This is a genomic window from Bradyrhizobium sp. 63_E2_N1_3 (genome assembly GCF_052076005.1).
Taxonomy (GTDB): Bacteria; Pseudomonadota; Alphaproteobacteria; order Rhizobiales; family Xanthobacteraceae; genus Bradyrhizobium; species Bradyrhizobium barranii.
Genome location: NZ_CP197235.1, coordinates 3,714,503 through 3,729,615 on the forward strand (window position 1 = coordinate 3,714,503; position 15,113 = coordinate 3,729,615).

Annotated in this window: 9 protein-coding genes; 8 read left to right on the forward strand and 1 reads right to left on the reverse strand. The window is 63.0% G+C overall.

The annotated features are described in order from the left end of the window. Nucleotides 1–5: 5 nt before the first annotated feature. The 3 genes from rpoC to AB7531_RS17395 all read left to right on the forward strand — a co-directional run bounded on the left by rpoC (nt 6) and on the right by AB7531_RS17395 (nt 8,615). Nucleotides 6–4,202 carry a DNA-directed RNA polymerase subunit beta' gene (gene rpoC / locus AB7531_RS17385; protein WP_071912831.1) on the forward strand — a complete coding sequence of 1,399 codons (4,197 nt, stop codon included), beginning with the start codon at nt 6–8 and terminating at the stop codon, nt 4,200–4,202. 192 nt (nt 4,203–4,394) lie between these two features. Further along, nucleotides 4,395–6,458 (forward strand): FAD-dependent oxidoreductase, encoded by a 2,064-nt coding sequence (locus AB7531_RS17390; RefSeq protein ID WP_085405454.1) that lies wholly within the window; start codon nt 4,395–4,397, stop codon nt 6,456–6,458. A 132-nt stretch (nt 6,459–6,590) separates the two neighbouring features. Further along, on the forward strand, nt 6,591–8,615 hold the full coding sequence (locus AB7531_RS17395) for an ABC transporter ATP-binding protein (protein WP_063982573.1): 2,025 nt from the start codon (nt 6,591–6,593) through the stop codon (nt 8,613–8,615). Here AB7531_RS17395 and AB7531_RS17400 read toward each other — a convergent pair. After that, a complete protein-coding gene (locus AB7531_RS17400; protein ID WP_063982574.1) occupies nt 8,537–9,781 on the reverse strand; it encodes an FAD-dependent oxidoreductase in 1,245 nt (414 codons plus the stop codon). The two genes, AB7531_RS17395 and AB7531_RS17400, sit on opposite strands and share 79 nt — an antisense overlap. Before the next feature lie 698 nt (nt 9,782–10,479). Here AB7531_RS17400 and rpsL point away from each other — a divergent pair. The 5 genes from rpsL to rpsJ all read left to right on the forward strand — a co-directional run bounded on the left by rpsL (nt 10,480) and on the right by rpsJ (nt 15,064). After that, a complete protein-coding gene (gene rpsL / locus AB7531_RS17405; protein WP_007603006.1) occupies nt 10,480–10,851 on the forward strand; it encodes a 30S ribosomal protein S12 in 372 nt (123 codons plus the stop codon). Nucleotides 10,852–10,866: 15 nt separating this feature from the next. After that, entirely contained in the window at nt 10,867–11,337 is a 471-nt protein-coding gene (rpsG, locus tag AB7531_RS17410) for a 30S ribosomal protein S7 (RefSeq protein ID WP_063982575.1), read from the forward strand. A 30-nt stretch (nt 11,338–11,367) separates the two neighbouring features. Further along, on the forward strand, nt 11,368–13,440 hold the full coding sequence (gene fusA / locus AB7531_RS17415; RefSeq protein WP_063982576.1) for an elongation factor G: 2,073 nt from the start codon (nt 11,368–11,370) through the stop codon (nt 13,438–13,440). Nucleotides 13,441–13,480: 40 nt separating this feature from the next. Beyond that, a complete protein-coding gene (tuf, locus tag AB7531_RS17420; RefSeq protein WP_063982577.1) occupies nt 13,481–14,671 on the forward strand; it encodes an elongation factor Tu in 1,191 nt (396 codons plus the stop codon). Nucleotides 14,672–14,755: 84 nt separating this feature from the next. Beyond that, entirely contained in the window at nt 14,756–15,064 is a 309-nt protein-coding gene (gene rpsJ, locus AB7531_RS17425; RefSeq protein WP_002712302.1) for a 30S ribosomal protein S10, read from the forward strand. Nucleotides 15,065–15,113 lie beyond the last annotated feature (49 nt).

The window sequence follows — 15,113 nt, forward strand, 5'->3', positions numbered from 1 at the left end:
AGACGATGAACCAAGAAATTATGAATCTCTTCAACCCGACGACTCCGGCTCAGGTCTTCGACCAGATCCGGATTTCGATCGCGTCTCCTGAGAAGATTCTGTCCTGGTCCTACGGCGAGATCAAGAAGCCGGAGACCATCAACTACCGTACCTTCAAGCCCGAGCGCGACGGCCTGTTCTGCGCCCGCATCTTCGGGCCGATCAAGGACTACGAGTGCTTGTGCGGCAAGTACAAGCGCATGAAGTACAAGGGCATCATCTGCGAGAAGTGCTCGGTCGAGGTCACGCTGTCGCGCGTCCGGCGCGAGCGCATGGGCCATATCGAGCTCGCAGCCCCCGTCGCGCACATCTGGTTCCTGAAGTCGCTGCCCTCGCGCATCGGCCTTCTGCTGGACATGACGCTGAAGGATCTCGAGCGGATCCTCTATTTCGAATATTACGTCGTGCTCGAGCCGGGTCTCACCGCGCTGAAGGACCGTCAGCTCTTGTCGGAAGACGAGTATCTGAAGGCACAGGACGAGTACGGCCAGGATTCCTTCACCGCCATGATCGGCGCGGAAGCGATCCGCGAGCTGCTCAAGGGCATGGACCTCGAGAAGCTCGAAGCCACCTTGCGCCTCGAGATGCAGGAGACCGACTCCGACATCAAGCACAAGAAGCTCGCCAAGCGCCTGAAGATCGTGGAAGCGTTCCGCCACTCCGGCAACAAGCCGGAATGGATGATCATGACCGTGGTTCCGGTGATCCCGCCGGACCTGCGTCCGCTGGTGCCGCTGGACGGCGGCCGCTTCGCGACCTCGGACCTCAACGACCTCTACCGCCGCGTCATCAACCGCAACAACCGCTTGAAGCGGCTGATGGAGCTGCGCGCGCCGGACATCATCATCCGCAACGAGAAGCGCATGCTTCAGGAAGCGGTCGATGCGCTGTTCGACAACGGCCGCCGCGGCCGCGTCATCACGGGCGCCAACAAGCGTCCGCTGAAGTCGCTCGCCGACATGCTCAAGGGCAAGCAGGGTCGCTTCCGTCAGAACCTGCTCGGCAAGCGCGTCGACTATTCGGGCCGTTCGGTGATCGTGGTCGGTCCCGAGCTGCGCCTGCATCAGTGCGGCCTGCCGAAGAAGATGGCGCTCGAGCTGTTCAAGCCGTTCATCTACTCGCGGCTTGACGCCAAGGGCCTGTCCACCACCGTGAAGCAGGCGAAGAAGCTGGTCGAGAAGGAGCGGCCCGAGGTCTGGGACATCCTGGACGAGGTCATCCGCGAGCATCCGGTGCTGCTCAACCGCGCACCGACGCTGCATCGTCTCGGCATCCAGGCGTTCGAGCCCGTGCTGATCGAGGGCAAGGCGATCCAGCTGCATCCGCTGGTCTGCGCCGCGTTCAACGCCGACTTCGACGGCGACCAGATGGCCGTGCACGTTCCGCTGTCGCTCGAGGCGCAGCTGGAAGCGCGCGTCCTGATGATGTCGACCAACAACATCCTGCATCCGGCGAACGGCCAGCCGATCATCGTGCCGTCGCAGGACATCGTGCTCGGTCTCTACTACGTCTCGATCATGCGTGAAGGCCTGCCCGGCGAGGGCAAGATCTTCGGCGACATGGCTGAGCTCGAGCACGCGCTGCACGCGAAGGTCATCCACCTCCACACCAAGATCAAGTATCGGTGGCAGGGCATGGACGAGACCGGCAAGGTCTCGACGCGCTGGATCGAGACCACCGCGGGTCGCGTCATGCTCGGCAACCTGCTGCCGAAGAACCCGCGGATTTCGTACGAGATCATCAACAAGCTGATGACCAAGCGCGAAATCTCGGGCGTGATCGACCAGGTCTACCGTCACTGCGGCCAGAAGGAGACTGTGATCTTCTGCGACCGCATCATGGCGCTCGGCTTCTACAACGCGTTCAAGGCCGGCATCTCGTTCGGCAAGGACGACATGGTCGTGCCGCACTCCAAGTGGAAGATCGTCGACACCACCCGTACGCTGGCGAAGGATTTCGAGCAGCAGTACAACGACGGTCTGATCACCCATGGCGAGAAGTACAACAAGGTCGTCGACGCCTGGTCGAAGGCCACGGAAGAAATCGCCAAGGCGATGATGAAGGAGATCTCCTCGACCAAGAAGACGGCGAGCGGGGCGGATGCCGACATCAACTCGATCTACATGATGGCTCACTCCGGTGCCCGCGGTTCGCCGGCCCAGATGCGCCAGCTCGCCGGCATGCGCGGCCTGATGGCCAAGCCGTCGGGTGAGATCATCGAGACGCCGATCATCTCGAACTTCAAGGAAGGCCTCTCGGTGCTCGAGTACTTCAACTCGACCCACGGCGCCCGTAAGGGCCTCGCGGACACCGCGTTGAAGACCGCGAACTCGGGCTACCTGACCCGTCGCCTCGTCGACGTGGCGCAGGACTGCATCATCACGCAGAACGACTGCGGCACCAAGCTCGGCATCAAGATGCGCGCCATCGTCGATGCCGGCACCGTGGTTGCCTCGCTCGGCTCGCGCATCCTCGGCCGCACGGCCTGCGAAGACGTGCGTGACAGCTCGGGCAAGGTGATCATCAAGCGCGGTACGCTGATGGAAGAGAGCCATCTGGACGCCATCCACCAGGGTGGCGTGCAGGAGGTGAAGATCCGCTCGGCGCTGACCTGCGAGCTCGTCAACGGCATCTGCGGCATGTGCTACGGCCGCGACCTCGCCCGCGGCACGCCGGTCAACCACGGTGAAGCCGTCGGCGTCATCGCGGCGCAGTCGATCGGCGAGCCCGGCACCCAGCTGACCATGCGCACCTTCCACATCGGTGGTGCGGCGCAGCTCAACGAGCAGTCGTTCGTCGAATCCAACTTCGACGGCAAGATCGTGATCAGGAACAAGGCCATCGCCCGCAACAGCGAAGGTCACCTGGTCGCGATGGTCCGCAACATGGTGATCGCGATCGTCGATGCCGACGGCACCGAGCGTGCGACGCACCGTATCCAGTACGGTTCGCGCCTGCACGTCGACGAGGGCGACACCGTCAAGCGCGGCCAGCGCATCGTCGAGTGGGATCCCTACACCCGTCCGCTGCTCACCGAAGTCGAAGGTACCATCGGCTTCGAGGATCTGGTCGAGGGGCAGTCGATCTCGGAAACGCTCGACGAGGCCACCGGTATCGCCAAGCGCGTGGTCATCGACTGGCGCTCGACCCGCGGCGGCGCGGACCTGCGTCCGGCCATCGTGGTTAAGGGCAAGGACGGCAAGGTGCTCAAGCTCGCCCGTGGCGGCGATGCCCGCTACATGCTGTCGGTCGATGCCATTCTCTCGGTCGACGTCGGAGCCAAGGTCAATACGGGCGACATCCTCGCCCGTGTCTCGACCGAAAGCGCCAAGACGCGTGACATCACCGGCGGTCTGCCGCGGGTGGCGGAACTGTTCGAGGCACGGCGTCCGAAGGATGCGGCGATCATCGCCGAAATCTCGGGCACCATCCGGTTCGGACGCGACTACAAGAACAAGCGTCGCATCTCGATCGAGCCGATGGACAAGACCGACGAGGCACGCGAGTACCTGATCCCGAAGGGCAAGCACATCCACCTTCAGGACGGCGACGTCGTCGAAAAGGGCGACTTCATCGTCGAAGGCAACCCGGCGCCGCACGACATCCTGGCGGTCAAGGGCATCGAGGAGCTCGCGGCCTATCTGGTCAACGAGATCCAGGAGGTCTACCGGCTCCAGGGCGTGCTCATCAACGACAAGCACATCGAGGTGATTGTCCGTCAGATGCTCCAGAAGGTGGAAGTCACCGACCAGGGCGACACGGACATGATCTCCGGCGAGCAGGTCGACAAGATCGAGTTCGACGCGCTCAACGAGAAGGCGAAGGAAGAGGGCAAGAAGATCGCCACGGGAACGCCGGTTCTGCTCGGCATCACCAAGGCGAGCCTCCAGACCCGCTCCTTCTTCTCGGCGGCCTCGTTCCAGGAGACCACCCGCGTCCTCACGGAAGCGGCGGTCAACGGCAAGGTCGATCCGCTCGAAGGCCTCAAGGAGAACGTCATCGTCGGCCGGCTGATCCCGGCGGGCACCGGCGCCTCCATGGCCAAGATCCGCGAAGTCGCGATGAAGCGCGACAAGCTGATCCTGGACGAGCGCGAGAAGCAGGCGGCCGTCGTGTCGCCCGCGCCGGAAGCGGAGCTTCCTGCGCTGCCTCCTGCGGAATAATCGTTCATCCGTAGGAATACCGAGGACAATGAAAAGGCCGGCGCAAGCCGGCCTTTTTGCTGCTTTGTTTGCCTGTTGCGGTGCAGGATCAACCTTTGTTCATCTTTCCTTCAGGCGCAAAAGCGCTTCTGCTAAGGGAAGTTAGACCGGTGGTCCCGTGACGGGGGCAGGGCCGGAGACCACGGAACTCATATGCTTGATCTCGCAATCGTAGGCGGCGGCCCCGGCGGGCTGATGAGCGCCTGGTACTTGAAGCGTAAGCTCGGCGACCTCTGCCGCATCACCATCTACGAGGCCTCCGACCGGCTCGGCGGCAAGATCGTCACGCGCAAATTCGATTCCGCGCCGGCGATGTACGAGGCCGGCGTTGCCGAGATCTACGACTACTCGATGACCGGTCCCGATCCGCTGCGCGAGCTGATCCAGCATTTCGGACTTCAGACCATTCCGATGGACGCCGAGCAGGTGCAGTTCGGCGGCGAGCTCCTCAACGACGTCGCGGGCATGCGCCGCAAATACGGCGCCAAGACTGCGGCTGCGATCGAGGCGTTCCGGAACCGCTGCGCCGAGGCGATGACGCCGATCGAATATTACGAGGGCGTCGGCGCGCACGACAACGAGAATCCCTGGGCCTACAAGACCGCCGAGCAGGTGCTCGACGAGGAGGTCGAGGACGAAACCGCAAAGCGTTTCTTCAAGGTGATGGCGCGCTCCGACATCGCGACCGAAAGCCACAACACCAACGGGCTCAACGCGCTCAAGAACTACCTGATGGACGTCGACGGCTATATCGGCCTCTATTCCATCCAGAACGGCAACGAGCAGCTGATCGAGTGCCTGCAGTCGGAGGTCAACGCCGACGTCCAGCTCAATCACCGCGTGCTCACCGTCGGCAAGGCGCCGACCGGCCGCTACCAGCTGAAGATGATGAACGGCAAGGGGCCGGAGACGCGCGACTTCGACCTCGTGCTGGTCTGCCTGCCGCATTCGTGGCTCGCGACGATGGGCTGGGAAGGCGAGCAGCTCCGCAAGTCGATGGTCAAGCACGTCTCGTATTTCGATCGTCCCGCGCACTATCTGCGCGTCTCGATCCTGTTCGACACGCCGTTCTGGGGCGAGAAGATTTCCGGCGCCTGGTTCATGTCGGAAGCCTTCGGCGGCTGCTGCGTCTACAACGAGGGCGCGCGCCATGACGTCGGCAAGCACGGCGTGCTGAACTGGCTGATTCCCGGCTCCGACGCGCTGGCCTTCGCCAATTTGTCGGATCAGGAGCTGATCGACGCCGCACTGAAATCGCTGCCCGCCTCGCTCGGCGATGCGCGTTCGCATTTCGTAGAAGGCAAGATCCACCGCTGGCTGTCGTCGGTGAACGCCATCCCCGGCGGTCTGCCCGTGCGCGACGTCATGACCAATCACCGGCCGGAGCCGAAGGAGCATCCCGGCATCGTGGTGGTCGGCGATTATCTGTTCGACTCCACGCTGAACGGTCTGCTCGACTCCTCGGACGCGGCGACCGACATCATCCTGACCGAGATGATGCGCCTGCGCCGCGAGCGCGGACAGGAGGAGGGCGAGCCGGTCTCGGACAAGATCGACCGCGACTATTTCGAGAACTATCGCGGCCTCGGTCCCTACAGCGAAGCTTGGCGCCACTTCACCGATCCCGATTATCTCACCAAGCTGATCGGCATCGTCTGGGGCAAGGCCAAGGGCGCCAAGCTGCTGGTCGCGGGCTCGGCCAGCGGCGAACTGGTGGGCGCGCTGCGCGATCGCGGCATCGATGCCTTCGGCATCGAGAACAACCGCGCCATCCACGCCAGGACGCCGAAGGCGCTGAAGAAGTACAACAAGCTCGGCTCGATCACCGACATGCCGTTCAAGGATGGCGCCTTCGACTTCGTGTTCGAGACCAGCCTCTGCCATGTTTCCCCGAAGCAGGTGGTCCGCGCGATCCGCGAACTGAACCGCGTGGTCAAGACCGGCCTCGTGTTCGGCTCGATCACCTCGGACATGGCTTCGGTCGTGATCGACCGCTACGACCTGCTGCGCGGCGTCAAGAAGCTCGGCACCTGGTGGGAATGGTCCGAGCTGTTCTTCGGCAACGGCTTCGACCTGTCGATGCACCGCAAGGACTGCACCGATGCGCTCTGGGAGGCGACGCTTGCCGCCAACAAGGGCCCGGGCCAGTGGTACGCCGACGCCGACAGCCTGCGTTATTCCTTCTTCGACAAGGTCGAGGGTGAGGACGACGACTAGAGACAGGATCGGACCGGCGTAGCCAATTGCTTTGCCGAATTCGTCATGATCGCATAGAATCGGTGCGATAGCGGTTGCCGCTATTTCCTGCTTTCTCCGCGGTCATGCCGGCCGTCAGCATCGGTTGGTTTCATGGCGTCCAAGCCCCTCCCGCCCGACAAACAGAAACTCGCCACGGAAGAGGCGGCCGAGCTCGACGACAAGCTTGTCCCAGTCAAGCCGGACCTCGAAGACGACGAGGACGACGAAGACGAGGAGGAAGACGAGCTGGAGCTCGACGACGACGATGAGGACGAGGAACTCGTCGTCTTTACCGCGCGCGAGGCCGCGGGCGCGCTCGCGACCATCCTGGGTTTCGTCAAGCCGTTCCTGTCCAACTACAAGCGGATGCTGTCATTCGTGGCGTTCGGCGTCTGCGTCGAGACGCTGTTCAACGTCATCATGCCGCTCAGCCTGAAGTACCTGATCGACGACGCGCTCGGCGAGGAGGATTTCCAGGCGCTCTACAAGATCCTCGGCGTGCTCGCGGTCGCCGGCATCTTCACCTCGATCGTGGCGGTCTGGTACGAGCGCTGGGACGCCAGGCTGGCTGCCTGCATCATCTCCGACGTCCGCAAGCGCCTGTTCGAACATGTCCAGGACCTGCCGGCGGCCTATTTCGGCCGCACCAAGCGCGGCGAGATCCTGTCGCGCTTTTCCGTCGACCTTTCGGCCTTCGAGGGCTCGGTCAAGACCTTCGCCAACAGTGCAGCGCTGCCGTTCCTGGAATTGATCGCCGGCATCATCCTGATGTTGTTCCTGAACTGGCAGCTCGCCGCGGTCGCGCTGCTGGTGTTCCCGATCACGCTGATCGGGCCGCGCATCCTCACCCCGAAGGCGGTGCAGGCCAATTACGAGCAGAAGCAGAACGAGAGCGCGCTGCTCGGCATGGTGCAGGAGAACGTGGCCGCGCAGGCCGTGATCAAGGCGTTCAGCCTGCAACGCAAGATGTTCGGCTTCTTCAGCTTCCGCAACGACGAGACCCGCCGCAAGATCGCTTCGGCTGCGTTCCTGTCGACCATGGTGGAGCGGACAGTCACCATTTCGGTGCTGCTGCTGCACCTCGTCGTGCTCGCGATCGGCGCCTATCTGGCGACCAAGGGCCAGATCACCATCGGCACCTTCGTCACCTTCGAGAGCGCATTCTGGGAGGTCTCCTACAACATCGCCCACGTGATGCACTTCATCCCGGTGTCGATCTCCTCGGCCGCCGCGATCCGCCACATGCAGGAGCTGCTGGATGAGCCGACGCGCGGCGCCGATCGTCCCGGCGCGCCCGATCTGCCGCGCATCACCAACGACATCACCTTCGACCACGTGACGTTCCAGTACGAAGGCAGCCAGACGCCGGTGCTGGACAATCTCAGCCTCAAGCTCAACGCCGGCAAGCGCATCGCCATCGTCGGCCCCTCGGGCTCCGGCAAGAGCACGCTGCTCAATTTGATCCTGCGGCTGTACGTGCCCAACGAGGGGCGCGTCGCCATCGACGGCGTCGACGTCCGCAAGGTGACGCTGGATTCGCTGCGCCGGAGCATGGCGGTGGTGTTCCAGGAGAACATGCTGTTCAACATGTCGATTCGCGAGAACATCCGGCTCGGCAAGGAAGGCGCGACCGACGAGGAGGTGGAGGACGCTGCCAAGAAGGCCGAGATCCACCGCTACATCATGAGCCTGCCGCAGCGCTACGACACGCCGGTCGGCGAGCGCGGCGATACGCTGTCGGGCGGCCAGCGCCAGCGCATCGCGATCGCGCGCGCGGTCATCCGTAATCCTTCCGTGCTGCTGCTGGACGAAGCCACCTCGGCGCTCGACCAGACCACCGAGGCCGCGATCAACCGCACGCTGCTGAAGGTCGCGAAGGGGCGCACCATGATCTGGTCGACCCATCGCCTGACCTCCGTGGTCGAGATGGACGAGATCATCGTGATCTCAGGGGGCAGGGCGATCGAGCGCGGCTCGCATGCCGAGCTGCTCGCCAGGAACGGCACCTATCGCAAGCTGTGGAACGACCAGATCCACCAGCCGCATGGCGCTGTGGCTCAGGCCGATGACGACAGCGACGATGACGACGAGGATGAAGACGACCTCGACGAGGACGAGGACGACGAGGAGGCGTGACCGAGGAAGTTCGGCTCCAGATGAATTGCTCCTCCGAGCGGCCGCAGCAAGCCTTGAACTGACCAAGCGATGAAGCGCGCCCAGCGCTGCGCGGTCCAGTAGGGACTCGTCGCGGTCGAGACGGAGCGGAACTCGAACGCCTTCGCCGCCGACCATTGGTCGCAGGCCCGCTTGACGGGATCGGCGTAGAAGGTGGCGATCTTGGCCCCGTCCATCCCGTCGGAGGCGAGCCACTCCGGGATATGGACGTTGCAGAGCCGCTCGACGTCGGTGAAGACCTTGTCACAGCCGGTGCCGGCGGCGGGGCAGGAGGTCGAGAACGCATCGCCCACCAGCACGAGGCCGGGCTGGCCGCTTGCGTCGTTCACATAGAGGTCGACCGGACGGATCTTGATCTCGCCGGCGATGTCGAAGGCGCCGGTGATGCGCTTGAGCCGGGGCAGGGCGGCGTTCAGCGTCTCGGCTGGCGCGCGGCGCAATTCGCGCAGCCATGGGTCGTCGACGCCGCGATAGACGAACAGATTGGCGCGCATCCGCGGACCGGTCGGAAACAGCGTGATGTAGGGGATTCGGTCGCTCGGCCGTTCCGAGAAATAGGTCAGCGCCGGGAAGTCGAACGAATTCCGCCCCGCCGGCACCACGTCGAACCCGATCGAGATCGAATGGCAGGCGCTGATGATTTTTCGCGCGATGCCGAGCTGGTGGCGCAGGCCGACGTTCAGGCCGTTGGCGAGCACGACCAGCCGGGCCGAGATCGTCTCCTCATTGGAGAGCGTGATCTTTTGCCGCTCCGGGCTCGTCTCGACCGAGACCGCCTTGGCACAGATGCGCTCGACGCCAGCAGGGATCTCGTCGCGGACGGCGTTGACGAGCGAATCATAGAGGATGTTGAACTGCCGACTCGGCGCCTTGTCGAGCAAACGGCCGAATCGGGCGATCCAGTTTTCGCCGGCAAAGGTCGCGCGGCGCAGCACCGATTCTCCGATTCCGGTCCTCAGGAATCGCTCGACCTGGACGTGACCACTGAGTTTTTCGACTCGAAAGTCCGCCGGATAGCTCGCATGCGGGTCGATCAGCACCGTCGAAATGCCAGCGCGGCCGAGCATTGCGGCGGCGGTTGAGCCGGACAATCCCCCGCCGATAATGGCAATGTCGGTGTAGCGCATGGTGCAAATCTCTGCCGCAGGCGGCAGATTGACGCATCAACAGAAAAAAAAGCCTTAGCAAGGGTTATAAAAGTACATTTTGCCCGGATATAAATTGCTTTTGGGCTGGCGGAACAGATGTCCGGTCCCCATATCCAGCAGGCGCGGCGAGTGCGGGCAAACAGCGATTTCGTCAGGTGGCAGAAGCGTTTTCTGACTGTCGTTTCACCTTGACTTGGCCGACTCTCACTTATAGAAAGCGCCTCACTTAACGACAGGCGGTGAGCATCGCCAGCGTCGGAACGGGCCACCCGTTGATCCGCAGGGATTAGATCCCCAAGGATCGGATCCTCAGGGATCGCTAAGACGGGCACCAACCTCGACGAATGCCGCTCAAACGCTGTCGATCATAGCTAGGCAATGCCAGTGCGATTTTAGGTCTCTTGAGCTCGTTCTCTTGAGATCGAATTCGGATGCATGACCTCGGTGCGCGGGCCGCAGCTCTATGCTGATTGGCCTGAAACTGCGGTCCTCTGTGGCGTCGTAACGCTTTCCGCTCGGTGATGGAGCGGTTGGCGCAATTTCGCTTTGTGCGGATTGTTCCGTGCGAGGCGACCTCGTCGGGCGGGTGGCCCGAAAAGAATTGCGGTTCCGGCAACGGGCCGCGCCAAGACAGCGGACCCGGAAGGGACCGCGGCAGAACAAAGGGTAAGGCCAGGATGCCGACGATCAACCAGCTGATCGCTCAACCGCGTGAAGTGCAGAAGTCGCGCAAGAAGGTGCCGGCGCTGCAGCAGTCGCCGCAGAAGCGTGGTGTTTGCACCCGCGTCTACACCACGACCCCGAAGAAGCCGAACTCGGCGCTTCGTAAGGTCGCCAAGGTGCGCCTGACCAACGGCTTCGAGGTGATCGGCTACATCCCGGGTGAAGGCCATAACCTTCAGGAGCACTCGGTGGTCATGATCCGCGGCGGCCGCGTCAAGGACTTGCCCGGCGTGCGCTACCACATCCTCCGCGGCGTTCTGGATACCCAGGGCGTCAAGAACCGTAAGCAGCGTCGTTCGAAGTACGGCGCGAAGCGTCCGAAGTAAGCGGGAACCAGCTCAATGTCTCGTCGCCACTCAGCGGAAAAGCGCGAAGTTCTTCCCGATCCGAAGTTCGGGAACATCATCGTCACGAAGTTCATGAACTCGGTGATGTATGCCGGCAAGAAGTCGGTCGCCGAAGGCATCGTCTACGGTGCGTTCGGTATCATCGAAGCCAAGACCAAGCAGAGCCCCCTCGGCGTGTTCGAGCAGGCACTCGAGAACGTCATGCCGACGATCGAAGTGCGCTCCCGCCGCGTCGGCGGCGCGACCTACCAGGTGCCGGTCGAAGTTCGTTCGGTGCGCCGTCAGGCGCTGGGCATCCGCTGGCTGATCTCGGCTGCGCGCGATCGCAACGAGAAGACGATGACCGAGCGGCTCTCGGCTGAGCTGCTCGACGCCTCGAACAACCGCGGCAACGCTGTCAAGAAGCGCGAAGACGTGCACCGGATGGCGGAAGCCAACCGCGCCTTCTCGCACTATCGCTGGTAACGGCGAAACACGGAATCTAAGGAACAGCCCATGCCTCGCGTTCATGCCATAGAGAACTACCGCAATTTCGGTATCATGGCGCATATCGATGCCGGCAAGACCACGACCACCGAGCGCATCCTCTATTACACCGGCAAGAGCCACAAGATCGGCGAAGTGCACGAAGGTGCCGCGACGATGGATTGGATGGAGCAGGAGCAGGAGCGTGGCATCACGATCACCTCGGCTGCCACCACCGCATTCTGGGCCGGCAAGCGCCTGAACATCATCGACACCCCCGGCCACGTCGACTTCACCATTGAAGTCGAGCGTTCGCTGCGCGTGCTCGACGGCGCCGTCTGCGTGCTCGACTCGAACCAGGGCGTCGAGCCCCAGACCGAGACCGTCTGGCGCCAGGGTGACAAGTACAAGGTTCCGCGCATCGTCTTCGCCAACAAGATGGACAAGACGGGTGCCGACTTCTTCAAGTGCCTGGCCGACATCGTTGACCGCCTCGGCGCCAAGCCGATCGCGATCCAGCTTCCGATCGGTGCCGAGAACAACTTCAAGGGTCTCGTCGACCTCGTGAAGATGCAGGGCATCATCTGGAACGATGAATCGCTCGGCGCGAAGTTCGACTATGTCGACATCCCGGAAGATATGGTCGAGCAGGCCAAGGAATACCGCGAGAAGATGGTGGAAGCCGCCGTCGAGCTCGACGATGATGCATTGGCTGCCTTCCTCGACGGCAAGGAGCCGGACGAAGCGACGCTGAAGCGGTTGATCCGCAAAGCGGTGCTGACCGGCGCGTTCTATCCCGTGCTGTGCGGCTCGGCCTTCAAGAACAAGGGTGTGCAGCCGCTGCTCGACGCCGTCGTCGACTATCTGCCGTCGCCGATCGACGTGCCCGCGATCAAGGGCACCGACGACCGCGGCAACGAGGTCGTGCGCAAGGCGGACGACAAGGAGCCGCTCGCGCTGCTCGCGTTCAAGATCATGGACGACCCGTTCGTCGGCACCATCACCTTCTGCCGCATCTACTCCGGCGTCCTGCAGAGCGGCACCGGTGTCGTGAATTCGACGCGCGAGAAGAAGGAGCGCATCGGGCGCATGCTGCTGATGCATGCGAACAACCGCGAGGACATCAAGGAAGCCTATGCCGGCGACATCGTCGCGCTGGCCGGCCTGAAGGAAGCGCGCACCGGTGACACGCTGTGCGATCCCGACAAGCAGGTGATCCTGGAGAAGATGGAATTCCCCGAGCCGGTCATCGAGATCGCGATCGAGCCGAAGTCCAAGGCCGACCAGGAAAAGCTGGGCGTGGCGCTGGCGAAGCTCGCCGCGGAGGATCCGTCCTTCCGCGTGTCGACCGACCAGGAGTCCGGCCAGACCATCCTCAAGGGCATGGGCGAACTCCATCTCGACATCAAGGTCGACATCCTCAGGCGTACCTACAAGGTCGACGCCAACATCGGCGCGCCGCAGGTTGCGTTCCGTGAGCGCGTCACCAAGAAGGCCGAGGTCAAGTACACCCACAAGAAGCAGACCGGCGGTACCGGTCAGTTCGCGGAAGTGTCGATCGTGGTCGAGCCGAACGAGCCCGGCAAGGGCTACGAGTTCGAGTCCAAGATCGTCGGCGGTGCGGTTCCGAAGGAATACATCCCCGGCGTCGAAAAGGGCCTCAACAGCGTGATGGGCTCTGGTGTCGTCGCGGGCTTCCCCGTGGTCGACGTCAAGGTTCAGCTCGTCGACGGCAAGTACCACGACGTCGACTCGTCGGCGCTCGCCTTCGAAATCGCATCGCGCGCGGCATTCCGCGAAGCGCTGCAGAAGGGCAAGTCCGTCCTGCTCGAGCCGATCATGAAGGTCGAAGTGGTGACCCCGGAAGACTACACCGGCTCGGTCATCGGCGACCTGAATTCCCGGCGCGGTCAGATCCAGGGTCAGGACATGCGCGGCAACGCCAACGTCATCAACGCGATGGTGCCGCTCATGAACATGTTCGGGTACGTGAACAACCTGCGCTCGATGAGCCAGGGTCGCGCGACCTTCACCATGCAGTTCGACCACTACGCAGAAGCGCCGGCCAATGTGTCGGCAGAAGTCCAGAAGAAGTTTGCCTGATTGTCGTCGGTCTCGAACTGACGATTGAACGGAGAGTCAAATGGCCAAAGCAAAGTTTGAACGTAACAAACCGCACTGCAACATCGGCACCATCGGTCACGTCGACCATGGCAAGACGTCGTTGACGGCTGCGATCACCAAGATCCTCGCGGAGACCGGCGGTGCGACGTTCACGGCGTACGACCAGATCGACAAGGCGCCGGAAGAGAAGGCGCGCGGCATCACCATCTCGACCGCCCACGTCGAGTACGAGACCAAGAACCGCCACTACGCCCACGTCGACTGCCCCGGCCACGCCGACTACGTGAAGAACATGATCACCGGCGCCGCCCAGATGGACGGTGCGATCCTGGTCGTGTCGGCCGCTGACGGCCCGATGCCGCAGACCCGCGAGCACATCCTGCTCGCCCGCCAGGTCGGCGTGCCCGCGCTCGTCGTGTTCCTCAACAAGTGCGACATGGTCGACGATCCGGAACTCCTCGAGCTCGTCGAGCTCGAAGTCCGCGAGCTGCTCTCGAAGTACGACTTCCCGGGCGACAAGATCCCGATCATCAAGGGTTCGGCGCTCGCCGCTCTCGAAGATTCCGACAAGAAGCTCGGCCATGACGCCATCCTCGAGCTGATGAAGAATGTCGACGAGTACATTCCGCAGCCGGAGCGTCCGGTCGACCAGCCCTTCCTGATGCCGGTTGAAGACGTGTTCTCGATCTCGGGCCGCGGCACCGTCGTGACCGGCCGTGTCGAGCGCGGCATCGTCAAGGTCGGCGAGGAAATCGAGATCGTCGGTCTGCGCGCCACGCAGAAGACCACGGTCACGGGCGTCGAAATGTTCCGCAAGCTGCTCGATCAGGGCCAGGCCGGCGACAACATCGGTGCGCTGCTCCGCGGCACCAAGCGCGAGGACGTCGAGCGCGGCCAGGTGCTGTGCAAGCCGGGTTCGGTCAAGCCGCACACCAAGTTCAAGGCTGAGGCCTACATCCTCACCAAGGAAGAGGGCGGTCGCCACACCCCGTTCTTCACCAACTACCGTCCGCAGTTCTACTTCCGCACCACCGACGTGACCGGTGTCGTGCATCTGCCGGAAGGCACCGAGATGGTGATGCCGGGCGACAACATCGCGATGGAAGTGCACCTGATCGTGCCGATCGCGATGGAAGAGAAGCTCCGCTTCGCGATCCGCGAAGGTGGCCGCACCGTCGGCGCCGGCGTCGTCGCCTCGATCATCGAGTAATTGCGAGAATAGGGATTGGCGCGTAGCGAGTGTGACATTCGCTATTCGCTATTCGCCACCCCCCACTAAAGAGAGACCACGGCAATGAACGGCCAAAACATTCGTATCCGTCTCAAGGCGTTCGACCATCGTATCCTCGATACGTCGACCCGCGAGATCGTGAACACGGCGAAGCGCACCGGCGCGCAGGTCCGCGGACCCATTCCGCTGCCCACCCGCATCGAGAAGTTCACCGTCAACCGTTCGCCTCACGTCGACAAGAAGAGCCGCGAGCAGTTCGAGATGCGCACTCACAAGCGCCTGCTCGACATCGTCGATCCGACCCCGCAGACCGTCGATGCTTTGATGAAGCTCGACCTGGCCGCCGGTGTCGACGTCGAGATCAAGCTCTAAGATTTTTGGATCACGTTCGCGACTAGCGGACAGAAAGAACAGGAAGCAC